Below are 25,140 nucleotides of genomic sequence, written 5' to 3'. Positions count from 1 at the left end.
CCAGCAGGCGCGCGTTGTTGTTGCAGGACGGGACGAGCATCAGTTCGAGCAGCTGCCGCTCGCTCACCCGGACGCTTTCGGTCACCCGCACCGTCGACTCGTCGCGGGTGCCGGACTCGTCGTCGGCCTGCTGGTCCGTCATCACCTTCGTGACGCTGGCGGAAGGCGCCGTGCACGAGGTTCTTCGGTTCGACGCGCTGTTGATGATCGGTGTATACGGTGAAGGTCATGAAGGTTGTGCGATGAACGAGCCTGTTGCGTTGATCGGGGCCGGGGCGCTCGGCACCGTGCTGGGCTACCACCTGGCCGCGGCCGGGCGTCCGGTGGTCGTGTGCGGACGGACGGAGGTGGACCGGCTCGCGGTCACCTTCGATGAGGACGAACCACGCGGGCAACCGGTGAAATGGGTCGCGGCGCCGGAAAAACTGCCCGCCGTGCGCTGGGCGGTGCTCGCGACGAAGATCGGCGCCACCGCGGAAGTCGCGGACTGGCTCGCCAGGCTGCCCGCCGACGGGGGAGTGCTGGTGGCGCAGAACGGAGTCGACCAGCGCGAACGCGTCGGCGCGTTCACCGCGGCGAAGGCCGTGCCGGCGCTGGCGTACCTCAACTGTGAGCGGCTCGGGCCCGGGCATTCGCTCACCCGCAGGACCGGCCGGGGCATCGTCGTGCCCGACGACGACGGTGGCCGCGCCGTGGCGGGGCTTTACGAAGGCAGTGGCCTGATCGTCGACGTAATGGCGGACTTTTCCACCGCCGTCTGGGAAAAGCTGGTCGTGAACGTGGTCACGAACTCGCTCACGGCGCTCACCGGCCGCCGGATGGAGATGCTCGGCGACCCCGATCTGCGAGCGCTCGCGCTGGAGCTGGCCGCCGAGACCGCCGCCGTCGCCCGGGCGGACGGGGCCGCCCTGACAGTGGAGCGCGCGCACGGGGTCGTCGAGTGGATCGCGGGCATCGACCCACAGCTGCCCACCTCGATGTTGCAGGACAGGTGGGCGGGCCGTCCGCTGGAGCACGACGGACTGCTCGGCCCGGTGGTCTCCCGCGGCGAGCAGCACGGCGTGCCGACGCCGGTCACTACCACGGTTCTCCGCCTGTTGCGGGGTCTGCGCTGAAGGCGGGAGGTGTCGCCCGCGGACGGCACCTCCCGGTGATCAGTGCACGGTGCGGCGGTAGCTCGAAGCGAGCGCGGGGTATTCGAGGGCTGAGGCGGCAGCGGCGGGCCGGCGCGGTGCGGCGCGGTGCGGTGGGTAAGGATGTGTCGATCGATGACCTCCTTGTGATGGTTTAGGGGATCAGCACCGTCGAATACGTCGACGATGCCCAGCGGCGGCGGGAAGCCTTGGTGGTGGAACGCCCGCGCGGGTACTGCGGTGATTCGCCGACGCGGCGATCCGGGCTGTGGCGAGGCGGGAGTTCGCGGGTGCGGTGATTTGGGTGCGGTGATGTGGGGAGCCAGCGGTTCGGGGGGCGACAGTGGCGGTTGGGGATGTTGCGAGGCGGTGCTTCCGGGGCGCGGCGAAGGGGTGCCGGTGGTCTGGCGACGCGGTGGTTTCAGGGTGTGGTGAAAGCGGCGATCCGGGCTGTGGCGAGGCATCAGTTCACGGGTGCGGTGATTCGAGGCCGTGGTGGTTCGAGGGCGTGGTGATCCGGGCGTGCGGTGATTCCGAAGGGGACCACCAGCCGAGTGGGGCCCGCCGCGCCGTGGGTTCGTGTGCTGGGCCCGGCGGCGCCGTGGGGTTGATGGCGCCTTGGTCTTGAGGGCGCCGCGGGGCTGAGAGCGCAGTGGGGTTTATGGCGCCGTGGGTTGATGGCGCCGTGGGTTGATGGCGGCGTGCGGCGGCCGGGTACTGCGATGGTCGTGTGGGCCTCCAAGGGATGGGGTGCTGCGCCGATCCAGCGCGCGGAACCGGCGATAGCAGGTGGGCAGGACATGGCGTAACGCGTCGATCTTGTGCGCGGTGATCCCCAGGGCATGACGAATCACACCCTGACCCGAAAAATCCCGCGGGTTTCGAGCGTCCAGCGAGGCACGCGACGCCGGACGTTCATGAAGCTGAAGACCGAAAAAACCAGAAGTCCCTGGGGCCGCCAAAGCCCCGCCACCCACTGATCCACCAGGGAACTTGACAGCGGGTGGACAATAAAAAATCGGCGTGTTCCCCATAATCCCATGGAAAAACCCGCCGAACTAACATCAGATTAGCGCTGTGAGGGGCATGTGTCAAGCCAGGGGTACGAAGACGAACTGCGGTCCGAGCGTGACTACGTGGCTGGGCTGTACACGCGGCTGGACGACGAGCGCGCGCGGGTGAAGGAAGAGTTCGACGCCGCGTTGCGGGGGAACGGCGGGACGGCGGTCGAGCGGAACGTCGAAGTCCGCTCGCTGGCGAGGGAGAGCAAGCGGCTCGACGTGGCGGACAACGGGCTGTGCTTCGGCAGGTTGGACACTGTCGCGGGCGAACGGTCCTACATCGGCCGGATCGGGTTGTTCGACGAGGAAAACGGGCACGAGCCGGTGCTGCTCGACTGGCGGGCGCCGGCGTCGCGTCCGTTCTACGTCGCTACGGCGGTTTCGCCGGAGGACATGCGCAGGCGCCGCCAGTTCCACACACGCGGCAGGCGGCTGGTCGACTTCACCGACGAAGTGTTCGGCCGCCCCGGCGGCGGCGAGCACGGCGACGCGGCACTGCTCGCGGCGGTAAATGCGCCGCGTGGCGAGGGAATGCGCGACATCGTCGCGACCATCCAGGCCGAGCAGGACGAGATCATCCGGCTCGACCACCCGGGCGTGCTGGTGATCGAGGGCGGCCCCGGCACCGGCAAGACCGTGGTGGCGCTGCATCGCGTCGCATATCTGTTGTATACACATCGTGAACGCATGGAACGCCACGGCGTGCTCGTGGTCGGGCCGAACCCGGCGTTCCTGAACCACATCGGCCGCGTCCTGCCGTCGCTCGGCGAGACCGACGTGGTGTTCACGACCACCGGTGACCTCCTGCCCGGGTTGCGCGTCACGGCCGAGGACACTCCGGAAGTCGCGCGGTACAAGGGATCCCTGAAGATCCTGGACGTGCTCGCGGCGGCGATCGCCGACCGGCAGCGGCTGCCGGAGGAACCCATTCCGATCAGCCTCGGCGACGTGACAGTGCGCATCGACGCCGAGACAGCGCAGTGGGCCAGGGAGGAGGCACGCGAAAGTGGGTTGCCGCACAACGAAGCCCGCGCGGTGTTCACCGAAATCGTCACCTACGTGCTCACAGAGCGAGCACTGGGCCGGATCGGCCGCGGCTGGCTGACGCGTGATGACCGCACGGAGTGGGAGGAGATGCGGCAGGGCCTGCTCAAGCAACTCGCGCAGGACGAGAAGTTCGGCGCGGCCCTCGACGAGCTGTGGCCTGTCCTGACACCGGCATCGCTCCTGTCCTCGTTGTACACATCCCCCGAAAAACTGCGAAACGCGGGCGCGGACCAGGCACTGGCCCGCGAAGACGGCGAAGCATGGACGGTGTCGGACGTCCCGCTGCTCGACGAGCTCATCGACATGCTCGGCCAAGGCAAGCAGCCCGAGGACACCGCGAAGCGCGAACAGCAGGCCCAAGCCCAGTACGCCGCCGAAGTGCTGGAAAGCCTTGTCGACCGGAAGGAGTCGATGGACGACGAAGACCACCTGTTCGCCACGGACCTGCTCTACGCCGAGGATCTGGCGGACCGCTTCGTCGAGCAGGACACCCGCACGCTCGCCGAGCGCGCCGCCGCGGACCGGGACTGGACCTACCGGCACATCGTGGTCGACGAGGCGCAGGAACTGTCCGAAATGGACTGGCGCGCGTTGATGCGGCGGTGCCCCGGCCGGTCCTTCACCGTGGTCGGGGACCTCGCCCAGCGCCGTTCCGAGGCCGGGGCGACGTCGTGGGGCACCATGCTGGACCCCTACGTGCCCGGCCGCTGGGACTACCGCTCGCTGACGGTGAACTACCGCACCCCGGCGGAGATCATGGCCGTCGCCGCGGCGCTGCTCGCCGAGTTCGCGCCCGATGTCCAGCCGCCCGAGTCCGTCCGTGCGTGCGGGATCCAGCCGTGGTCGAAGCGGGTCACCGGAGACGAACTTCCTGCCGCCATCGAGGAATTCGTCCGCGCGGAGGCCGAAAAGGAGGGCACCAGCGTGGTGATCGGGCCGCCGGGAGTGCCGGGCACGGTGCCTGCTTCGGAGACAAAGGGACTGGAGTTCGACGCGGTTCTGGTGGTGGATCCGGAGCGCATCATCGACGACGGGCCGCGTGGCGCGGCAGAGCTGTACGTCGCGCTCACCCGCGCCACACAACGGCTCGGTGTGCTGCATGAGGGCCCGCTGCCGCCGGCGTTGCGCGGGCTCAACGAGATCTAGCGCGAAGTGGCCGGCCCCCGGCGGGGCCGGCCACTCCTTCCCTAGCGCTTGATCGCCATCCCGCCCAGGATGCACACGCTGCTGGGATCGGCTGAGAAGTTCTGCCGCGTGTACGGCGACGGCGCGGCGTCGATGCGCCATTCCGGGATCCAGACCACGCCGGGATCCTGCAGCTCGAACTCGCCGAAGAGGGCTGTGACCGCGGCGCGGTCCCGGGCCTCCATCGGAGTGCTGGTCTGGTGCCCCTGCTGAACGATCTTGGCGAGGCGCTCGCGGGTCTCTTCGGAAACCCCGTCCTGGCTGGCGTGGCTGATCACGAGGTATGAACCACTGGGCAGCAGGGATCGGTAGCGCTGCATGGCTTCCTGCGCGACCGGATCGGGGATGACGTGCAGCAGCGCGGCCATGATCAGCGCCACCGGCCGGGTGGGGTCGAGCACGCCCGTGTTGACGGCCTGCTGCCAGACCTCGTCGACGTTCTCCATCCGCGCCTGCACGATCGCGTGCCGGGCCGGGTCGCCGTGGTCCTCCAGCATCACGCGGGCGTGTGCGACGGCGACCGGTTCGTAGTCGACGTAGACGACGTGGCTGGAGGTGTCGAGCTCGTCGGCGACCTCGTGCACGTTGCCGGCGCTGGGAATCCCGGACCCGATGTCGAGGAACTGGGTTACCCCGCCGCGCACGCATTCCCGCACCGCGCGCCCGAGGAACTCGCGGTTCGTCTTCGCGCCGTGCCGGGCGTCGGGGTTCGCCGCGATGATCCGGTCGCCGAGCAGCCGGTCGATCGCCCAGTTCGTCGTGCCGCCGAGCAAGTAGTCGTAGACGCGCGCCGCGCTGGGTCGCTCGAGATCCACTTCTTCGCCTCTCGGAAGATCATCACTCATACCGCGCCCGCCCCTTCGCCTCGACGCCCGATCAGCCTAGCGACGACGGCGTTCCGTCGTGGTAAGGGCACTGGTGGTCAGTCCATCCGGCGGATCACGTTGCGCCGAAGGATCGCGCTGTACGTGTAGTCGTGGTCGTCCTTGGTGCAGCAGGGAAAGCGTCTCCGACACCTTCGTCACGTCGGCGTTGCATCGAGGGCCCCGGCCGCGTAGGCCGGCTCTGCGGTGCGGCCGCTCGGTCCTCGCCACCTGACATCGCCGCTCGTCCGGATCCACCGTGAGGGGTATGCGCTTTCCTTCAGTGACAACCACCCTGAGCCGAACGGCATCGCCGCCCTTGCTGGACCCGGAAAGTGGCTTCGCGATCGGCTCGATCTTGATCGCCGGCTGCCGGAGCCCGTGCTGCTCCGTTTGGCCGGGCCGCGGCACACACCCTGCGCCGATCTGCCCCGTACCACCGGTCTTCCGGACGACGGCGCCTTGTGGACTCCTCAGTCCTGCTTCCCGTGACCGGCCCGCCAGAGGCGGTCTATCGCATGGCCCAGCTTCGTTTTACTGAGGGGTTTGAGCAGGTAATGCTGCACCTCGATGTCGAATGCTTCGACAGCATGGCCCTCGAACGCCGTGACAAGAACGATGCCTGGCCGCCGCGCGAACCTCGCCACCAGCCGGGCGAGATCGAGTCCGTCCAAGCCCGGCATCCGCACGTCCAGAAACACAGCGTCAACCGGATGATCGTGGGGTGCCCGCCCGAGGTAGCGGGCCGCGTCCGTCGTATCCGTGAACGCTGCGACCTCGCCGACCCTGTGATCTTCCTGCAACAAGAAGACCAGCTCCTCGAGGCCGTGGGATTCATCGTCGACTGCCAGAACGTGCAGAGGCCGGCGGGGTTCCGACGAGCATGGATTTCCGGACGACGCGTGGATCTGCGAGTTGATGTAGATTCCGCCGTGAAGGTTCCGCAGCTGCACGGTGTTGCCGGGGTTCCCCTCGATCGAGTTCTGGTGGCCGTCGTCGGCCGGGCGCTCGTGGTCGGTCATCAACCCTCCTCCGCCTGCTCTCCCCCTTCGTCGCAGACTGAAGATCGTGACCTGGGAAAATCGTGTTACAGGATCCACGTTCCATTTCGAATGGCTCGCGAACCAGTCAACGCAGAGAGGAGTTGCGGGAGAAATCCTCGTCATCCCACTGCGTTGCCTTCCTCGGTTCGCGAAGGGCGGCCAAGGCTTCGGGTGACGTGCGCGGCCGGTCCCGGCTCCATACTTCGGCGCGTTGCTCGTCGGTCAGCTGCGCGAGGCCGGTTTCGATGTTGCCGAGCCGGTTCGTGACAACACCCTGGAACTCGGTGGTCGTGTTCGCATGGCGGGCGAAGCGGGCGAGATTCGCGCGCAGCTCGCGGGCGTCGGCCTCGTCCGCGGGCGATAGACCGATGTGTGCGAGTCCATGTCAAGAAGGGCCTTCCGGATGCTCGGCGGCAGGCGAGTCATCGGGCTTGCCGCCTTCGGCCGCGCTGTATTAGCCGATTTTCGGCAACTTGGCGGAAGTGTCGTAACCGGACAAACCACCGGTGAGGCCCGCGATCAGCGCCATGATGCCCTCGCTGCCGACCAGGCGATGTTCCAGGTGTTGGCGACCTCGTGGACCTTCAGCACGACCTTGGTCACCCGCCATCCACCGATGATGTCCATCAGCGCGTCCAAACCGGGAACCTCTGCCAAGCAACCGGCCGGCGGCCACGCCGCCGCGTCCAGCGCGCCGGTGTCGGTTGTCGCGGCCGCGTCGAACAGCGCGAGATTCTTGACCGCATTACGGCTCTTCGCCACGGCCTCGAAATCACCGACGAACCTTTCCTTGACCCAGCCTTCGACGTCAAGCCCGCCGTTTCGCGCTCCGCTGCGCTGGCGTCTCGTCGGGATCTCGTTCGCGATCGTGCTTCTTGTCGCGGTGGTATTCGTGTATCCGCAACACCGAAGCGTCCGGATTGTCCTCCCTGTGTTGTGTGTGATCGGTCTGCTCGGGTGCAGCGCCGCAATATGGCGCGCGCGAACCGCACCACGGCGGCTGTTGTTACGCTGGTCCAGCTTGTTCTGGGAATCGGTGGGCTCGCACTGCTGTTCATCGTCTGACCGGCGAGAGTCCGCCGTCACCGGCTGCGGTGACGCCGCCACATTCAGCCGACGACGGCGTCCCGAAGGTCCGCGAGCAATTCTTCCGCCACCTGCTCTTCGGCGAGCGACTGGCCGTGCTCGCCTATCGTGCGTGCCAGGTCGCGATCCCACGATGCCTCCGTGAGCCTGCCCGGCGCCGGCCCTGGAATACCCGCCCGTAGCCCACGGAGGAAATCGGTGCTGCCCATGCGCCACGGGCGTGCCCCGGTTTTCTCCAGGACATACGCGGCGATCCGCAGCCCTTCGCCATCGAAATCCCCGTGGTAGAGCAGTTCGGATCCAAGCTCGGCAAAACGGCGCAACAGCATCATGACCGCGGTGGTCGGCCAGCCCGATGTACAGACGAGAGGTGGGCAGCCGGTGCCGAAACGACCGATGGCCATCGCCAGGACGCTGGGATTCTCCACGATCCACACACGAGCCGGCGCTGACCGCCATTCCGTCGCGCGCAGCTGCGCCAACGTCAATGCGGCGACGTGCCCGGCCTCAGCGCAGTACTTCGCCACCGCACCGGCAATGCCTTGCCCCGGAACGCGCAGCCCGGCCGCCAGGACCACACTCGACAGTTCATCGTCGGCCACCCCGGCTCGTTCCCACAACATCCTTCTGTCGTAAGCCGTCCCAGGCATGCCGGTGCCGAAGATCTCGGCGAGCGCCCGCAGAACCAGATTGCCGAGCCGGGTTCCGTCGTCCAGCGCATGGGGATCGCCGGTGACTTCACTAGCCAGGGTGGGCAGCGGCTGCCCTTCGGCAGGAAGCCGGTTCAGCACCGCGAGCGCGGCCGACAGGGCCTCGCGCGTCCGTTCCACCGAAGCGCCGACCAGGCCGGTGCGCCGGACTTGCCCTGCCCAGCCGAGCAATGCGGGCTGACGCCGGACCTCGGGATGGTTCTCGAGCCAATCCCACAGGCCAGCGCGTTCGGCCTTGGCCCGCGCGCGTTCCGACGCGCGATCGCCGATGGGGCCGATCAGTGCGGCGAGGACGGACGGCAGGTCGGTGCCCGCTTCGGTCAGCGCGCGTTCGAGCTTGGCCAAGGCGATCACGTATTCGGCGCCTGGTAACCGATCCAGGCCGAGCAAGTCGGCGATGGCCGCGCGCTGCGTGTCGTCGAGCGGGCCGACGCGAACACGGCTCACGGCCTGCCCCGAAGACAATCTGTCGTGCACCGCAAGCCACAGCGGCTTGAGCGCGGTCTGTCGCAGCGAGTCGGGAACGGTCATTCGCCATCCTCATCGGCCCAGCCTTCGCCGGTCCAGACGAACCGGGCCGTCGTCACCGCGTTGTCGCCATCATCGCCGGTCAACAGGTTGTGCACCGCGATCCCGGGAATTTCCCGGTAGGTGCACCACTCGTGGTCCGAAGTGAGCACGAGGTCCAGATCCAGCGAGGTCAGCAGCTCGAACACCTGGCCGCGGTTGCTGGAGTCGACCCCGACGAAAACCTCGTCGAGCAGGATCAGCCTCGGCGCGCCCGGTACTGCCTGATAGTGCGCCGCGACCGCCGCGAACAGGGGCAGGTGCAACGCGATCGCCTTCTCCCCACCGGAGAGCGCGCCATGCAGTTTCTTCGTCAGTGGCTGCCAGCCCCTGCCGTCGGAGCGGTCCAGCTTCACGACGAACCGATGCCATGCCGTGTAGTCGAAGACCTGAGCCAGCTGCTCCTGCCAGGTGGCCGCAGTGTTGTCTTCCTTGGCCTGGTCGACGCGCTCGCGGAAGAAGCGGTGCAGCGATTCCCGGTCGGCGTCGGACAGCCGCGCGGGATCCTTGAGCAGGAGCTGCCGCGCTTCTTTCGTGCCCGCGGGGAGATCCTCGTCCACCTGCCAGACCAGCTGTACGGATACCCGGGACGCGGTGCGTACCCGTTCGAGCCGCGCGTTCATCGCGTCGACGAGTTCTCCGGCCTGCCGGATCCGCTCGGCCAGCTGGCGCCGCGTATCGCCGGTGAGGGTGCGGTCGAACAGCTCGCGCTCGCGTTCCGTGATGTCCTCGCGGCTGTGTCCGGCCTCCGACTTCAGTGTTTCCAGCAGGGTGTGCGCGCTGATCCGCACCCCGTCCAGCACTGCCGTGAGCACACGTGTTTCGTCGTCGCTCAGTTCGAGCTCGGCCCGGGCACCGAGCGTGTCGCGGGTCTCGTAGACCACTTCGCGCAGCCGGTGGAGCGCGTCATCGACGTTCTTCTGCTCGTGTGGAACGACCGGCCACTTCGCCGCGACGGATTGGGCCGCACGCAGTGTCGCCGTGACACCGTCGCTTGTGGACAGTGCGACTTCGGCCTCCGCATCCTCGGCGAGCGTTCCCACCGCAACGCCGCGGAACCGTCCGGCGGCGACATCGCGCGCCTCTACAGCGCTATCCCGTTTCGCCGCGTCCTCATGACGACGTTCTTGCAGCTGCCCGAGGCGGGTGTGCAGCCCGACCGCCCTGTCCCGTGCGGCGGACTCTTTCGTGCGCAGGTGATCCCGCAGCTCCCGTTGGGTTCGAAGCTCCTCCAGAATCTGGTTGTAGTCGTCGGTGTCGACCGTGCGTTCCACCGCACGGAGCTTTTCCGCCAGGTTCTCGGCGTCCTCCGCAGCTTCTTCCGCCGCTGCCGCGAGTTCGGCGGCTTCTGCCGCGGAGCGCGCTGCGGCGCTGTCGAGCGTCGCCGCGGTTCGTGCCGCCAAGGTCAGTTCGGTGTGGCGGGCGAGCCAGCCGACCGCGGCAGCGCGGAACGATTCCACGGCGCTGCCGAGGTCCTCCAGCCCCGCCCGGCTCGTCGGCGCGTTGTGTTCGGTGGCGGCGAGGTGCAGTTCGTGCTGGGCGCCACGTGCATCCTCTTCGCGCGCGATCAGCTTCCCGAGCGAGTCATGCACAGCACTGTCGGCTTGGGTGACCCGATCCGTGGCCTGGTCGAGCGCTTGCCGCGTTTCCGCGACCGGGGCGAACGAAGGCAAGCGTTTGCGCTCGACCGCCACCGCGCGTCGCCGTGATTCAAGAAGGGCGAGTTGCTCCGTGAGGCGGGTGATTTCGCCGTTGGTTTCCTCGAGTTCCTCGCTCAGTTCGGCGATGCGTCGTTGCCTCGTTCGTTCCCGTGCGGCCGCACCCAGATGTGAGACGTCTTCTTTCTCCCAGCTGCCGGTGAGCGCGCCGAGCCTCCAGGTGCCGTCCGCTCCGTAGGCCGCCGGATGCTCCTCCGGAAGAGTCTCCCCGAAAGCAATGGCCGACAGCAGACGATCGAGGCGTTCGGCCGGAACAGCTGACCCGGGTTCGGGACGGAACACATCGCGGAGCGAGCCTCCGGGCGCCGGTGCGAGAAGGGTCCCGTCAGCGAAGGCGTCGTGCCCCTCGACCGTCACCGTTCCGTCGGTAGAGGCCACCCAAGCGTCGAGCAGGCCGCTCGATTGAAGCGCGGCTTCGACCAACGGCCGCTGCTCCGCCGGGAAGCCTTCCGCGAAGTCGACAAGCCGCCAGAACGGTGCGCCGGGCCTGTTTTCCCGCGCCGCCGTCCGGTACGGTGGTGCGTCCGGCGGCAGGTCCACTTCGCTTCGCAGCCGCTCGAGTTGCACGGTCAGCGCTTCCCGGCGTTTTTCAGTGCTCTGGCGTTCGCCATCGAGCCGGGCTTCCTCGAGGGTGATCGTGCGAACGACTAGTTCGGCCACGTCGTGTACATAGGCGAGAACGTCCGTTTCGGACTCTGCCCGTCCGGCCAATTCAGCGGGTTCGGCGAAATGGAGTTCACGACATTCGCTTGCCCAGCGAAGCAACGCCCGCTCGTGTTCCTGCACGACAACTTGGTATCGCGAGGCGGACTTTTCCCGGTTCTCGTTCGCTTTCGACAGTTTTTCGCGGGCCTCTTCCAGGATGTCTTCGGCGGCTTTGCGCGCATCGACGGCCTTTTCGTGTACGTCGAGCGCGCGGCTCACCGTCTTGATCGCTTCCAGCCGGCTCGTCACCGCTGCCTGGAGCAGCCGGTCGCCGGTGGACCCGAGTGTCTCGGCGAGCTCACTATGCGTCGTGGTCAGGCCCGCACGCCGGGCTTTGAGACCGCTGTCCTCGTGCGCTGCCCGCACCCGTTCCGTGCGCTCGTCGATGTCACGACGGGCTGCTTCGGCCTTTTCTTCGTCTTCCTGTGCTGTCGCGAGCTTTTCCGTCGCTTTCGCCTGTTGCCCGGCCGCGGCGCGCCGGGCGATGCCGACACGATCGCGCAGTTCGTCGAGCTGCTGACCACCCCGGTATGCCTCACTGGCAACGATTCCTTCGATGGCGCTCTGCGCCGCGTTCACCCGGCGCGTCGTCTCCGCCAGCGAGGATTCCGTGGCTGCCAGCTCTTTCGTCGCGCTCTCGTACTCCTCTTCCGATCGCCGGGCCGCGCGGGTCAGGTCGTCCATTCGCGTGGTGGACGAGATCAGCTCGGCGGCGGCTTTGCGCAATGCCCGTTGGGCATACGACTTCTGGCGGGCAGCGACCTTTTTGGCGGCGTCCACTTCTTCGTCCAGCGCCTTCAGTCGTTCGCGTTGCTGATCGAGTCGTTCGAAGCCCTCGGCCAGCTCGGCGATGTCCTCCTGGTCCAACGGTGGCAGGGCGCGGGAAAGCAGACTCGACAGGAGGCCCGGGTCGAGCCGTTGGGACAGCTTCGGAGTGCGCAGCTGAAGCAACGCGGTGATCAGTGCTTCGTAACGTTGTTCGGACAGACCGGGGAACAGCGCTTGCCGCACGGCCGCGCGGTACTCGGATGGGCTGGCATGGACAATGCCGTGCTCGCCGAGCGTGTCGGCGAGCACGGCCCTGGTCAAGGGCTGGTTCGCGGAGTTCGTGAGGGTGAAGTCGGTGCCGATCCGCAGCGAGGTGGTGAAGTAGTCGGGTGTGACACCAGTCGTGCGGGTGGTGGCTTGCAGCCGGGCACCGCAGGTGAAGTACTCGTCCCGGCCGGTGAGGTTCTCGAATTCCAGCCAGACATACCCGACTCGGGTAGCGCCCGTGGCACCTTCGCCCATGAGGTTCCAGTGCATCGTGCGTTCGGCGGTGCCGAAGGTCGACAGGCGGTGCGGGCGCAGGCTCGCGTCGAACAGGAACGGCAGCAAGAGTTCCAGCGCCTTGGACTTTCCGGTTCCGTTGGGCCCTCTCAACAGCAGGCGGCCGCGGTGGAACTCGAAGATTTCGTCGTAATAGCGCCAAATGTTGAGGATACCCGCGCGCGTCGGCCGCCACCTGTGCGGAGTGGCGGCGATGGTGGCCGTGGGGTGGTGGGGGAGTTCGGCGATCGTCACGGCGTCTCCTCGGTGGTGCGGACTTCGGCCAGCGAGTACCGGGCGGCCGCGGGGAGGATTCGTACTCGTCCGCCGGACTGTGTCACGAGCCGGAACGAGGTGAGTACTTCCAGTGCGTCGGCAACGAGCCGGCTCGCACCGTCGTCGCCGCGGAAAGTCTTGGCCCAGCGCGGGAAACGCGCCAGTAGCTCGTCTGCCTCGGTGTGCAGTTGCTCGACGGTCAGGCCGGGCGGGGCGGTGTTGAGGACGTCGAGGAGCAGCAGGGCGGCTACGCCGGCCGTGCTCACGTCGTCAGGGAATTTACGGTCCGTCGCGATCGCGTCCGGGTCGACGAGCAGGTAGCCCTCGGCGCGCTCTTCGAGCAGGAAGCCGGCCTGCTCGGCCGCGCGGTGCAGGACTTGTCGCCCGGTCGGCGAGGCGAGATATGCGCGCTGTTCGTCGTTGAGGTCGGCGCGGTAGAGGACCGGCTCGTCGAACAGCTTGCGACAGATCGAATGGCGGAGCCAGAGGTTGCGCTGGACGTCCGAGGTGGATGATTCGCCTTCCCCGTACCGTTTTTCGCGAACGAGCAGCGAGGTCGCATCGGACCACTCTTGTCCGGCGGGCTGGATCTGGGACGGGCCGTTGGGCGCGGACAGCAGGCGCACCAGCAGGGTGGCGTCGACTCGGTAGAGAACCTTCGCTTCACGCGACTCGACGAACGAGTCCGTGGTGCCGTCGACTACTTCCAGTGCGCCGCACGACTCCAAGAACCGCAACGCGTCCACGTACGCCATGCGCTCCGCTCTCGACGCCGTGTCGAACGGGGCGACGACGGAGTCGGCCGCCGTAGCCTGGCGGACGCGGTCGGCCAGCAGGCCGATGGTGGTGACCGGCCCGGACAGCAGTTCCGCGGCGGCCACGCACAGCAGCGTGTAGCGCCTGCGGTCGAAGGGCGCGCGCCCAGACCGTGCACGCCGGGCCGGACGGGTGTGGTCGGGCTCGGGTTTGATCTTCGCCAGCCGGGCGTATCCGAGCCGGGGCTCGACCACGAGCCGCCAGCCGCAGTTGTACTCGAACCACTTCGTTATCGGCAGCTGACGCTTGCGGACCAGATCGAACGCCTCGGGCGCGGCCTTCTCGGTGATGAGGGGAGTGGCCAGCAGGAGCCGGATTCCTTTGGCGACGTCCTGCCGTTCGGCGAGCACGAGCTGGTTCGCCAGATTGCTCACGCCGTCTCCTCCTCTCGCCCGCGCCCGGCACCGGGCGCGGTGATCGTGACGAGGTAGTCGGGGCCGCGGAAAATCCCACGAGGGGTGCGTACGGTCGCCGTCGCCGAATCGCGGGGCGGGCTCAGCGCGATCTCCACTCGGCCGTCGGCGGTGGTGGCGCGGCGAGCACCGGACGAATCCGGTGCGGTCGCGAGCGCCCGGCCGAGCAGATCCAGCAGACGCTCGAATGTCGCGTAGTCGAGCTCGGCGAACGCGGACAGCCGCACCGTGCCGCCGGTGTCGAGCTCCTGCCACGCGCGCTGCAGCTCCGCTCGCTGGGCGCGGGCGCGTTCGGCGCGTTCGCGCTTGATCGCGCTGACGTCGGGCACCCGGCCGGTGCGCGCGATCTTCTCTGTTCTCCCGGCTGTGCGCAGCAAGGGAGAGACCGGGACCGGCGGCGCCTCGTCCCAGGCGGTCGAAGCGCTGACCAGCTCGGGGTCCGGGTGCCCGAGGTGCGCGTGCCGCGCCGAACCGAGGCCGAACGCGGCCGAATACAGGCGATGCAGGTCGTGCTCGGTCGGCGCCTGCGCGAACCAGCGCGCCAGCGCGCGGAAGTCCGCGACCGCGCTCGTGGCCCGCAGCCGTGATTCGGAGATGCGGTCCAGCACCTGGAGCAATGTCACGATCGCTCGCCGCGCCACCCGGTGCAGGTCGGCCACCCGGGGTTGCGTGCCGTCCGCCGGGAGGAACCACGCCCGCAAGCCGGCCCACCGGCTGCGGCGGTGCGCCAGCCAGTCCGCTTTCGCCGCGTCGCCGGTCGATGGCGGCAACTCGGCTCCGGCGAGCGCGCGTTGGTGCAGCTGAGCCGTGCCGTGCGCCTCGACACGCGTGATGCCGGCGGCGATCGCTTCCGTGCGCTGGTCGAGGTTCGTGAGGAACTCTTCGAGGTAGGCCACGGTCGCGGACTTGACCTCGCGGAACGTCGAATGGTCCGCGTTCTCGGTGCGGAGGAGGCGTTGCAGCTCTCCGTTGAACTGCTTGGTGTTGGTGCGCAGCGCGTCGAGGTGGGTCTCCAGCTCCGTCAGCGCGGTGTAGATCTTCCGGTCGCTTACCGGCAGCCCCGTCAACAGTCGATGCAGCTCCCCGAGCCGGTCCGCGATCGCGTCCAGCACCGCCGTCTGCAGCGCGCCGCTGGAGGCGAGCACGGTGAGCGCGTGCTGCACGCCGGCGAAGGCCGCTTCACCGCGCTTCGTAAGGGAGTACTGGAGGTTGCGCCGCTCGTATTCCTCGGCCGTACGGTAGTTTTCGGTCTGGCTCTGGATCACGTCGACCAGCCGCCAGTCCCGCAAACTCGCCAGCGCGCGCGTAAGGTCGGCGTCGTCGAGCGCCCCGAACCAGCCGACCGTCCGCAGTCGCTCGTGCAGCCCGTCCAGGCTCAGTGATGTCTCGAGCCGCTCGTTGGCCTCCGCGAACGCATGCAGGATGGCGATGTAAAGCTCCGAGTTTTCGCCGACGCTGAAACTGAACAGCTGCGGCGGTATGCGCTCCATGCTCCTCCCCAGGTCGTTGGCTGTATCCGAGAGTAGAGGATGGGGGCGACAAGGCAGTTGAGCTGATCGGCCGGGTACTGTTCGGCACGTGGAAGCCACGGATGATTCTGGGGGTGTTTCTGTGTCGTCGGGTTTTGTAGCAGTCGTCGAGTTGGCGATCGTCGATGACAGTGGCCGCTGGTTCGATACGGCGCCCGATGGGACTGGTATCGGCGAAGTGCGGCTGCTTCCGTGGCAGGTTCACAAGGTCGCATTGGAGCCGGGCGAGTTCGATGGAATGGCTGGTTACCTCGTCAAGGTGAACTACGATTTGCAGCTGGTTCCGGAATTGTCGCCGATGCGCTGGTTCGAGCTGGGGCTGGAATTCCACGGGAGTGACTCGGTGACTGTTGTGGACGCCGTACCCCGTAACGCCCGATCCGCCGTGCCAGCGGCGACCTACGACCTCACGAACTACCTCGAGCTGGTCCGGGCAGAGTCCCCGCGGCAGGACCACGTACACCAGCCGGCCGTGGATGACTCGGTGTACCGGTACGGAGTTCCCGGAGCCTCGATCCGGTGGCGCCACGTGTCCGGCCATACCGAGGGCGTGCAGCCGGGATCTCGGTCGGCTTGGCTCGTGCTCGTGGTTCCCGAGCGTCAGACAGAGCAACCGGTCCGCGTGTCCGTGCGGTACGACCTCCGCGCTGACAACGATTCCGGATATCTGCCGGCGCAGGAGCCGGCGGAGTTCAGTGTGACACTGCGGCCGCCGGAATCGCGGCCTGCCGTGACTCCCGTCGTCAGTGACATGCGCGTCGTTACGGACGAAACAGCTCGTTCGGTGTTCATCTGTTATGCGCACGATACGCCGCAGCACAAGGCCAACGTGCAGCGCTTCGCGGATGTGCTGCTCGACGAAGGTGTGGACGTGCACCTCGATCAATACGACCCGGGGTTCCGCAAGGATTGGGCACATTGGGCCTACGAGAACCTCCGTGAGCGGGATTTCGTCCTTGTCATGGCATCGCCGATGTGCAAAGAGGTGGGGGACGGTAAAGCCGATCTCACCAAACATGCCGGTTTGCGGTCCGAGTTTGACGCATTGCGGACGTTGTACCAGCGTTATGCCCAGTGGGCTCGGTACGTCCTCCCCGTTGTGCTGCCTGAACAGTCCAAATTGGATATTCCGTGGTTCCTCGCGCCCGAGACGAAGAATTACTATCCAGTGCTCGACTACACGGCCGCGGGAGTTGTCGAGCTCCTGTCCGTGATCCGCGGGACCGAGCGGCGCACCTGGTCCCTTCAATAGGCGTCCTCCCCCTTCAGCCGGTAGTCCGGATGGTCTTTGTCCATGCTGATCCCGAGGTGTAGCGGGCTCGGGGTGAGCGTTCGGCCGTCCCAGGCGATCGGTTGTTCGCACAGCCGGGCCGCCATCGCAGCCAGCTCCACCGAGCGCCACCGTCCGGTTCGGACGACCACGATCTCCCGGCCGGTGTAGGAGTGCCAAGGAATACCCAGTTCCGCCCGATCCTTACCAGGCAGAGTCCAGCGAGTGTACTTCGCTCCCGCGTTCCCACCCTTGGCGAGCAGCGTCACTGACGCGCCCCCGAACAGCCACGAAGGAATTTTGGCTTCAGTCAGCTTGTAAACCCCCTTGCCCGGCGCGGCGGGCTGGCGCGGGTCGTGAGGGCGATTGCGCCGGTCGAGCCGGGCGACGGGCCTGCCGAGATCTGCCATGTCCGCGTGTGTGCGCACGACAGCAACATCGGCACCTGTCGCCCGCAAGGTGTCTCCGGGGAGTTCTCCTTCGCCGATCTGGGGGTTCCGCAGCCCGGGCCACACGGTACGGGTGGCTTGCGCGTCGACGAACACCACGACCGGAAACCCCGCCAGATCGCTGGTGACGAGTGCGCGAAGGCGGCGTTCGACCTCCGCACGTGTCAGCGTTGCCTTCTCGCCGCTTCTGCCGAAATGCAGGGAGCCGATCGGCCCCGCGTGAAAGTCGGTGACACCTTCGGCTGCTCGCACCCACCGATGGCGCAACTCGCTGTACACCAGGACCCGCCAGTGCTCGAGGTGGTCCGGATCGGCCAGGACGGCCGTCATGACGAGGACGAACGAGCTCGGTCCGGTTCTGGTCTGCTGCGCTCTCGCGCTGATCCCCACCAGAAGCGTCCGCCGATTCAGTCGTGTCGTGAGATCCTTCTTGGCCACCGAATCGCGGATCCGTTCGTCCAGCACACCGCAAGCGCGCAGGAGGTCGCGCAAGGCCGCACGCGCTGAATGTTCCTTCGATCCGGGCTTCTGCGGTTTTGCTCCTGGCGGCAGCGCCGCGGGCTCGGTCGCCAGGAACTGCGCAGGAATTCCCCGGTGTGCCAGCAGTCTCCGCAGGTGTGGCTTGGCATCCAGCTGTGGTTTTTCCATCTCAGGGTGGTATTCGGTCTCCACCCACGCGCCCACGAGGACTTCGGGATCGGCAGGGAGCTCGATCGCGTCCAGCTCGGCGGCCCGGTTGATGGTCTGGTGGTCGAGCAGTGCCGGGCAGTACCTGTTGATCACGGTGAGTCGTTCGTGCACGACGGTGGGCACGGTATCGACCGGGCGGATGCCCGTGAGTTTCTCGAGTTCGTCGAACATGCGTTTCCGTGCTTCGGGAGTCCGGTAAAGACATGCGATGGTCAGTTTCTTGTGGCCGGTGGGGCCGATCGTCTGGGGAAGCAAGCCGCCCGGTGAGTACTTCGTGATCCGGCGCGGCAACTTGATCGCGGTGTCCGAAACGTAGGTCAACGGCACCAGCAGCGGCAGGCAAGCCGTGATGTGCTCGTGCAGACGGGCCATAAACCGCGGTCCCAGGCCGCTGCCCAGTGCGTGGAAACCGGTCGATCTGAGCTTCGGCCGAAACTTTCCGGGCCACTCTTCGTCTTCCGGAACTTGCAGCGGTGCGAGTTGGCAGTCGGCGAGGATGGTCGCGATCGCGGGGTCGAAGCGGTTGGCGTATTCACCGTTCGTTCGGACTTTGCGGGCTGGGACGGGAAGATAGGGGATCGGCGCCTGGCCTTCTTCGCGCTCCACCCAGGCGTTCCGATACCACTGTCGTTGGGGGTCGAGCCTCGAAAGGTGCGCGTCGAAGGCGAGTACCGGGTCCTCGATTCCCGGGCGCGTGACGAGCTGTACGGTCACATTGGCCAGCGAGAAGGCGTTGCCTCGCGGGCTCTGGACGAGATCATGGCTGTCCCAGGCGACAACCCGGCCTACCGTATCCATTCGCAGCCTGATCTCGCGCGTGTCCACCGCGATCGGGTGTGCTGCCAGAGCGCGTGCGATTTGCCAGGCGGCTACACGGAAGACCCAGGCGGGGGCATGTGGGGCGTGGCCAGGCCGGAACTCGAAGAAGTCGGTGAACGGCCGGGCGGCCTCGGGCTCCGGGATGAGCTCGGGGAGTACGGGAACACCGCCGCTTCGCAGATGCCGTTCCCAGGCGCGAACAGCGATCCTGAGCCGGTTGTCCAGGCCGTTGTCGGTGGTCAGCAACAGCGCCTTGGTGCCCTCCTCGGTATCGCGTCCGCCGAGCGTGGTTTCGCCGAACAGACGTACTGGTTTGCCGGTCGCCGCGACCAGGCCGGTAGCCAGGGCCGAGTACCTCGGCTGCTCTCCCGGAAGCGTCGACCACGCTGTCACGAAGTCTTCGGAAAGCGGATAGGCCGTCACCGTGCCGAGCAACGCGGTGATGTGTTCACGCGGAATCCGGTAGGCCAGTGTGCTCAACATGTTCATTCCCTCTCACCGGCGTCTTCGGCCGCGTAGTCGAGAAACGCCTGCAGCATGTCGCCGTAGTACTCGGTCATCGCGTCGAGCTGATCGGGCCGCCATCGGCCGCGAAGGCGGTTGATGAGCGATGCCAGGTCAGTGCCGCGGTCCGCGGTGTGGAACGCCCCATCCACGAGGTGCAGCACGGCGGGCGTGCCCCCACGACGAGCCCGGCCGATGAGCTGGATCGCCCCGATCATGATCTCTGCGGCCACCCCGAGCTTGACTCGCTCGGGCTGTGCCTGGAAGTACGGCGGACAACGGAAGATGGAGTCGAGGAACTGACCTGCTTCCCGGCGCCGCGCGGCCAGCAGGGACAGTGGATCAGTCGCGGGGCCTGGATGTTCGGCGAGCGCTGCGGACTGGATGTGCGCGACCAGTTCCGCTGGCTCGTCGATGACCGGAACGGGGCGCACGATCAGCCATACCGAGCCGAGCGCCGATCGCGAATCCTTTCCGAGGATGTTGACCCCGCGTTGCACCCGCGCGAGCGGCGCGATCAGGATGTCCGCACCTGGCAGTGACGGGAACTCCTCCAAGCGGTCGCTCTGCAGTTCTCGCCAGAGTCTGCCTTCGTGTGCGTCGCTTCGAGGTGGCACGGCGAGGCAGATTCTCGGCGGGTTGACGCCCGCTTCGGCCAGCCCCTCGGCCACTTCACGCGCAGCAGCGTAGGAAGTCGTGGCCAGCAGGACTCGTTGACGTTTCGAATCTTCCTGAGCGAGCCGGCGGAACTCGGCTGCCAGGTGGGTGTTCCAGAGCCCGGCGGCGATCCGGCGCACGGCGGCCGATCTGGCCGGGCCGTCGAGACCCGAGATCCGCTCGGGCACGTCTCCGCGGCCCAGCACGGTTGCCGTCTCGATGCGCAGCTTTCCCGGTGACGCGTCCGGCACCCACCATTTCGGAGTGGTGTGCAGGTGATGGTGTGGCGCGCCAGGGAAGTACGAGGTCGCCGAAAGGCCCAGCACGATGCGGCGGGTGCCCGCGTGCGCCAATGCTGTGACATCGCCAAGCGTCACGGTGTAGGAATGCGGGTCCCCGCCGAACGCGGCGGTCGACAGTGAGGCCGGTTCGGTGCCGGTGTCGTCGAAGTATTCGTTGAAGGCAAAGACAAGACGGCCGAGCGGCCCCGTCGGCGTCGCGCGCCAGCGGCCGTAGGTGCCGAGTGCGTCGGCGACCTCCTGTGCCGATTCGACTCCGGCGTCGACGAGCTGAGAGTTGTTCGCCATCAGCCGGTGGAGGAATCCGCGGATCCGCTCGAGCATCGCGCGCCGGAGCACCCAGTCGGCGAACTCGCGCCGGTCATCGACGGAAAGGTGTTCCACCAGCCCGCTCACGGCTTCTCTCGCGGCCGTGATGGCCGCGCCGGCCACGCCGCTGCCGACGATCGCTTCAAGCTGTCGCCTGGCCTCGGCAAAGCCTTCCGGCGCGTCCGGATCAGGCTCGGGTTCACCGGGGAACAGCGATTCGAACGACTTCAGCTCGGCCCCGGTGACCTGATCGAGCTCCATCTTGAACAATTTGGCGGCGAGCCAGTTGTCGCGGCGCCGGGGCACGATCCAGGCCCGTCCCGGTCCTGGCTGCCGGCGCCCGCTTCTGTGCCGTGCAGGCCCGAGACGGTGATAAGTCAGGTGGCTGACATAATTCTCCGACAGATAGCGCAGGCTGAAGTAGGCGTCGCGCACGTTCGCGTCGACGTCGTCGTGCAGCGCGCCCAGCGCGCCCGCGAAATCCGCGTCGAGCTTGCGCAGCGGGGTGTTCGTTCGCCGGGCCTTGTCGAGGACCAGTCCGCGGCCGGCCAGCTCGATGGCTTGCTGCTGGAACTCGTCCACTTCGTCGATGACGACGATCTGACACCGGCGAAGCACGAGTTCTTCCACGCTGAGGCGGTCGTTGACGCCGTAACCGTCATCCACCGGAGTCTGGAGAACGCCAAGCAGCAGGTTGACGTGGGACGTCACGATGATGTTCGCCGTGCAGGCCCCGCGGGATGCGCTGAACCGCCCGCAGGTGGTTCGCCATGGGCAGGCGACGGTCCTGGTACCTCCGTCCGGGCGCGGCTGGCGCAGCGTGGCGCACGGCTCCCGGCCGGGAATCCACGTGTCCACAGCATCTTCGTCGGCGGCCACCGCCGCCATGGCGCAGCCGTAGCCGAAGCGGTCCCAAACCCAGTCCTGTTCCGGGCCGCTGGGCGCGGCGCGGCCGGTCACCGCTTCCGCGACGTCGATACGCGAACGGGGTGAGGTGAGCGCGACCACGTCACCGCTCTTGCCCAGTCCCGCGAGCGAGATCTCGATCTGACGAGCAGTCTTCACCACGTCCGCGTTGGTGGGCAGGACGAAGGCGGCAACGTGGTCGTTGGTCACAGCCCAGCAGGCGAATACTTCGATGAGCACCACCGATTTTCCGAACCCGGTGTAGGCGAGCAGCTCGTTCAGCGACCCGGCCGTCAGATCCAGTGCGGTGACAGGATCCTTGGTGGAGCGGATCGATGTTTCGAACCGCTCCACCACTTCGGTGCGGTGGTTGCCGGGCACGGCCGGATGCCCGTCCAGCTCAACGGCCACCGCCTTGAGCTCGGAGAACGGAACATCGAGCCGGTCGAGCGGTCGCGACGTTGTTACGGCCGGTGGGGGTAGCCCGGGGTCACGGTGCTGTGCCCCGATCTCGAAGCGGAAGCTGGTGTAGTAACTGTCCGCGCCATCGCGCGGTACGCGCACTGTCGTCGTGTAATGGCCTGGGCCCGCAGGAGACAACGCGCGGTTGCGGGCCGTGAACAGGTCGTCGAGTTCCCGCAGGACACCGTCGACGAAGTCCGTCAACGGCATTCCGGCATCGACCACGATCGTTCCCCCGCTGCCCGGTTCGTAGTCCGGACCGGGCAAGCATCCGTCGAGTTCGTCGCCGGTGAGAAGGCGGTCCAGTAACTGGCCTGTCGTCTGCTCGTTGGCGAAGTCGTTCGTGCGCCGCTTCAGTAGCCGCGTGACGCGTATGCGGTCGGCTTCGGGCACTCTGCCGGACCACCCGGACCACGCGGTGATGTGCCCGTCGAGCAAGTACAGCACGTGCGCCCGGGAGGTGGCGGGTGTGCCGTCGCCCGTGTCGAGAGGGAACAGCTCCGCGGCCAGCCCGATCGCGGTTTTGAGCACTCGCGGCCCGACCCGCCTGACATTGGCCGAGTTCGCCCGCTCCGTCACGTGTTTCTCCTGAGCTGTCTGAGGATCCGGTCGCGGAATCGTTTTTCGGTAGTGATGTGGACCGTTGCTGGAAGGGCCTGCCGGAGGACCTCCAGCTGATGTTCGTGAGTAGCGGGCAGCACGATGTCCGCGGCCGGACGTTGCGCGGTGAGGTCGGCTATGAGTCGTCCGACCGACTGGTATTCCTTGAGGTCGGCCTGGTGGACGGTGGAGCCGATCTCCACCCGGAGGTCGTACCGGTCGAAGTCCGGCCACAGCTCCACGTCCACGCCGGGTTTGTCGAGCGCGTGGAACAGACGCAGTTCGGAGACACCGGGAACGACGACGAATCGCCAGACGCCGGTGTCCACACAGACCGCCCCCGCGGCGGCCTTGGCCTTCGGAGCGCGTGCCGATGGCCCGGGATCGGCCCGTTCGAGCACCGGTCGCCGCTCGGGTGTGGCGCCGGGCCGAATCCGGTACGACGCCGAGTGCGGCCGGTAGCGACATCGGGTCAGTTCTCCCGTTACGGCCATCGGCCAGCGACACGACGGACAAGGGAACCACCAAGCCGACCCACTACGCGAGTGGTAGAGCTGCCCGGCGGGGATGGGCCCGTACCCGTTGGGCGGTAGCTGCACCCCGGCCTTGCTGCGTTGATCGGCCAGCTCGGCGGAGCTGCCGGCCGGGTGTTCGATGAGGAACCGCCGCGAGCGTACGTAGTCGTCCTGCCGGCCGGACGCGACCATCGCGGCGTAGGTCTCGTGCCGGATCTGCTCGGCGTGCATCCGTGTCCACGTCGGCATCCACGTTGCTCGGTCGATCGCTGTACCGAGGGGAGCCGCGTACTCGGACGCCAGATCGAAAGCCTCGGCGGTCAGCTGACCTGCCTCGAGCAAGACGACCGCTGCCGCTTCGGTTTCGGGGCAATCCGCGAGCGCGCGCAGCTCTCCCAGGGGCCGGTGCAGCGCAGTCGCGAATTCTCGAGGGGTCACGGGCCCGACACCGGGCCCGTGCGCCGCCATGACGACACCTGTCATCCGGGACACCTCCCGCATCGCGGTAGGCTGGGTCCGGCGTTCGGACCAGGCATAGGCGGCGCGCAGCGCGGCCGCGACGACGCGGCGCCACTGCGGGATCGGCTGGAAAGCCTGTGCCTCGCGCGGGTCGGTCATGCCGCCGTCTTTCGCGCCGCGGGGCACCAGCGGACGAAACCACAGTCTGCACAAGCCTTACCCGGGTTAGGGCCGGAAGTCTCCATGGTGAACATCGGTCCCGCCAAGCGGTTCACCGCTCTCCGGGCGGCCGCGAGCACAGCGTCACTGCTCACGTCGAGCGTCGCCAGCACCGGGCCGCTGCCGGTCAGCTCCTCCAATTCGACACGCAGTGGAGCACCTTCTTCCGCGAGAACACCGGCCTCTGATAGAAGCACCGCCAGTGCGAGCTGCGGGTACTTCGTGAGCAGGTCGCCGGTCTCCGGCGAACGGGCCGTCTTGATTTCGCGGAGGACCCAGCCGTGGTCATCCCGGTACAGCAGGTCGGTTTTGGCCACGATCACGGCGTTCGCGACCGGATCGAAGGCCACGACGAGATGCTCGGTGCGCACCGTGTCCCCGGCGAGTCCCGCCAGAGGACAGACCAGTGCGTGGTCGCCGATCATTTGGACGCCGAGCCTGGCTTCAATCCCGTCGCGGCCGGCCCACCCGGCAGACCATGTCTCGGAGGAGGCAGGCACATCTGAGGCGCGGCAGGCCTGGATCGGCCGCCGGTCGTGTCGCTGGGCTATCCAAGAGTGGACAGCGCGCCCGCGCCGCGTGCCATCGCTGTCCTCCGCTGCCCTCTCACGGGGCAGGAACATCTCGCCGAACCGATACCGGTCAGGGCATTTTTGGTGCTCACGCCCGGAAGTGACCGACCAGGTACGCCGGGTGTCCCCGGTGACGCCGAGCAGGCCGGGGACCGAAGGCACTCCGGGGCAGCTCTCGACGAGTAAGCATTTGGCGCAGTCGTAGCCGGGCCGGTAGGAGTCGTCGGCCAGTAATTCGGCCAGCGGCCCGGCTGCCTCGTCCTCGTAGAGGCGGAGCGCCTCCGCAGGACTTCCGTCGAATCTGACGTCGATCGAGCCGTCGGCGCAACCGACCTCCACCACCCGGATGCGTTCCGGCGCGGTGAACCGGCCAAGGCTGAACCGGCGCTGATGATCCCACCGTCCACCGAGGATCGGTCGGGCACCGGCCGTCACGCCTACCAAGAATGCGATTTCCGCGTCGTCGGTCCGCTCCCGTGCGGCACCGGCCACAGAGTTCGTGGACAGGAGCCGAAGCTCCCGGATTCCGTCTGCTTCGTACCGCCGGCCGACGACTGCCTCCTCGTACACGTCCTCGGCGTTGAGCCGCTGCCGTCCCCAGCTACGGGATACCGGCTCCAGAACGGGTGTGTCAGGCCTCGTCGCCGCGATCTTCGGCTCGGCTTCCTGTATCGCTCGGACGGCTTGTGCCGCCCAGCGTGCCAAGGTGGGATCGGGATCGGACTTCTCCGTCCACCGCCGGATCGCGGCGTCCCCGGAGAGCTGGTCGAACTCGATGAGGTCGAGCACGGCATGCAGCGCGGACAACGCTGACGCGCTCCTCGTCCGGCCCACGTCAGCGCCGGCTTTGGCGTGGGCAACCGCGGGACGGACGTCAACCGCGAATCTGGCCGGGCACCGCTGCCGCATTCCGCGTACTTGCCATGACTGAATCCGGACAATGCCGGCGT

General features: G+C 67.5%; 15 protein-coding genes. 4 read left to right on the top strand and 11 right to left on the bottom strand.

Annotation, left to right across the window (positions count from 1 at the left end; genetic code table 11):
• Positions 1–14 precede the first annotated feature (14 nt).
• Both FPZ12_RS13845 and helR read left to right on the top strand, forming a co-directional pair.
• Positions 15–1,115, top strand: coding sequence for a ketopantoate reductase family protein (locus tag FPZ12_RS13845; protein WP_166462730.1), 1,101 nt, complete (start codon positions 15–17; stop codon positions 1,113–1,115).
• 1,106 nt (positions 1,116–2,221) lie between these two features.
• A complete protein-coding gene (gene helR / locus FPZ12_RS13840) occupies positions 2,222–4,387 on the top strand; it encodes an RNA polymerase recycling motor ATPase HelR (RefSeq protein WP_208025846.1) in 2,166 nt (721 codons plus the stop codon).
• Positions 4,388–4,428: 41 nt separating this feature from the next.
• Here helR and FPZ12_RS13835 read toward each other — a convergent pair whose 3' ends face one another.
• The gene (locus FPZ12_RS13835) at positions 4,429–5,271 is read right to left on the bottom strand and encodes an SAM-dependent methyltransferase (protein WP_144746055.1); all 843 of its coding nucleotides are present in this window, start codon (positions 5,269–5,271) and stop codon (positions 4,429–4,431) included.
• Positions 5,272–5,762: 491 nt separating this feature from the next.
• Positions 5,763–6,311, bottom strand: coding sequence for a response regulator (locus FPZ12_RS13830; protein ID WP_166462729.1), 549 nt, complete (start codon positions 6,309–6,311; stop codon positions 5,763–5,765).
• Between the two features lie 232 nt (positions 6,312–6,543).
• Here FPZ12_RS13830 and FPZ12_RS45555 point away from each other — a divergent pair, with 232 nt between their 5' ends.
• Positions 6,544–6,696 carry a hypothetical protein gene (locus FPZ12_RS45555; RefSeq protein WP_166462728.1) on the top strand — a complete coding sequence of 51 codons (153 nt, stop codon included), beginning with the start codon at positions 6,544–6,546 and terminating at the stop codon, positions 6,694–6,696.
• A gap of 155 nt (positions 6,697–6,851) precedes the next feature.
• On the opposite strand, the gene FPZ12_RS13825 is transcribed toward FPZ12_RS45555, so the two are convergent.
• From FPZ12_RS13825 to FPZ12_RS13805, 5 genes are read right to left on the bottom strand one after another with little or no spacing between them, the layout of a single operon-like run.
• A complete protein-coding gene (locus FPZ12_RS13825; protein WP_144746057.1) occupies positions 6,852–7,418 on the bottom strand; it encodes a hypothetical protein in 567 nt (188 codons plus the stop codon).
• A gap of 23 nt (positions 7,419–7,441) precedes the next feature.
• Entirely contained in the window at positions 7,442–8,659 is a 1,218-nt protein-coding gene (locus FPZ12_RS13820; RefSeq protein ID WP_144746058.1) for a TIGR02679 family protein, read from the bottom strand.
• Complete coding sequence (locus tag FPZ12_RS13815; protein WP_144746059.1) at positions 8,656–12,681, bottom strand: TIGR02680 family protein; 4,026 nt, start codon at positions 12,679–12,681, stop codon at positions 8,656–8,658. The genes FPZ12_RS13820 and FPZ12_RS13815 overlap by 4 nt, the downstream gene beginning before the upstream one ends.
• Complete coding sequence (locus FPZ12_RS13810; RefSeq protein ID WP_144746060.1) at positions 12,678–13,892, bottom strand: TIGR02678 family protein; 1,215 nt, start codon at positions 13,890–13,892, stop codon at positions 12,678–12,680. The genes FPZ12_RS13815 and FPZ12_RS13810 overlap by 4 nt, the downstream gene beginning before the upstream one ends.
• Positions 13,889–15,421, bottom strand: coding sequence for a TIGR02677 family protein (locus tag FPZ12_RS13805; RefSeq protein WP_144746061.1), 1,533 nt, complete (start codon positions 15,419–15,421; stop codon positions 13,889–13,891). The genes FPZ12_RS13810 and FPZ12_RS13805 overlap by 4 nt, the downstream gene beginning before the upstream one ends.
• A gap of 88 nt (positions 15,422–15,509) precedes the next feature.
• Here FPZ12_RS13805 and FPZ12_RS13800 point away from each other — a divergent pair, with 88 nt between their 5' ends.
• Positions 15,510–16,712, top strand: a complete 1,203-nt coding sequence (locus FPZ12_RS13800) for an SEFIR domain-containing protein (protein WP_144746062.1) — start codon at positions 15,510–15,512, stop codon at positions 16,710–16,712.
• On the opposite strand, the gene FPZ12_RS13795 is transcribed toward FPZ12_RS13800, so the two are convergent.
• Genes FPZ12_RS13795 through FPZ12_RS13780 form a run of 4 tightly spaced genes read right to left on the bottom strand, consistent with a single transcriptional unit; the run spans position 16,706 to position 24,997 of the window.
• Positions 16,706–19,171 carry an RNaseH domain-containing protein gene (locus FPZ12_RS13795; protein ID WP_144746063.1) on the bottom strand — a complete coding sequence of 822 codons (2,466 nt, stop codon included), beginning with the start codon at positions 19,169–19,171 and terminating at the stop codon, positions 16,706–16,708. The genes FPZ12_RS13800 and FPZ12_RS13795 overlap by 7 nt on opposite strands.
• A gap of 2 nt (positions 19,172–19,173) precedes the next feature.
• Positions 19,174–22,404 carry a hypothetical protein gene (locus FPZ12_RS13790; protein ID WP_208025845.1) on the bottom strand — a complete coding sequence of 1,077 codons (3,231 nt, stop codon included), beginning with the start codon at positions 22,402–22,404 and terminating at the stop codon, positions 19,174–19,176.
• A complete protein-coding gene (locus FPZ12_RS13785; RefSeq protein WP_144746064.1) occupies positions 22,401–23,558 on the bottom strand; it encodes a restriction endonuclease-related protein in 1,158 nt (385 codons plus the stop codon). Before FPZ12_RS13785 ends, FPZ12_RS13790 begins: the two co-directional genes overlap by 4 nt.
• Positions 23,555–24,997: a PD-(D/E)XK nuclease family protein gene (locus tag FPZ12_RS13780; RefSeq protein ID WP_166462727.1), complete on the bottom strand. Its 1,443-nt coding sequence runs from the start codon at positions 24,995–24,997 to the stop codon at positions 23,555–23,557. The genes FPZ12_RS13785 and FPZ12_RS13780 overlap by 4 nt, the downstream gene beginning before the upstream one ends.
• Between the last annotated feature and the right edge of the window lie 143 nt (positions 24,998–25,140).

Source organism: Amycolatopsis acidicola (assembly GCF_007713735.2).
Taxonomy (GTDB): Bacteria; Actinomycetota; Actinomycetes; order Mycobacteriales; family Pseudonocardiaceae; genus Amycolatopsis_E; species Amycolatopsis_E acidicola.
Note: the sequence above shows the minus strand (reverse complement) of the source record. Positions and strands in the feature narration are given on the sequence as shown.

Excerpts from the sequence above, each read along its gene's own strand:
- FPZ12_RS13805 (WP_144746061.1), bottom strand. The coding sequence starts at position 15,421 with ATGGAGCGCATACCGCCGCAGCTGTTCAGTTTCAGCGTCGGCGAAAAC.
- FPZ12_RS13830 (WP_166462729.1), bottom strand. The coding sequence starts at position 6,311 with ATGACCGACCACGAGCGCCCGGCCGACGACGGCCACCAGAACTCGATC.
- FPZ12_RS13795 (WP_144746063.1), bottom strand. The coding sequence starts at position 19,171 with ATGTTGAGCACACTGGCCTACCGGATTCCGCGTGAACACATCACCGCG.
- FPZ12_RS13820 (WP_144746058.1), bottom strand. The coding sequence starts at position 8,659 with ATGACCGTTCCCGACTCGCTGCGACAGACCGCGCTCAAGCCGCTGTGG.
- FPZ12_RS13785 (WP_144746064.1), bottom strand. The coding sequence starts at position 23,558 with ATGACCGACCCGCGCGAGGCACAGGCTTTCCAGCCGATCCCGCAGTGG.
- FPZ12_RS13835 (WP_144746055.1), bottom strand. The coding sequence starts at position 5,271 with ATGAGTGATGATCTTCCGAGAGGCGAAGAAGTGGATCTCGAGCGACCC.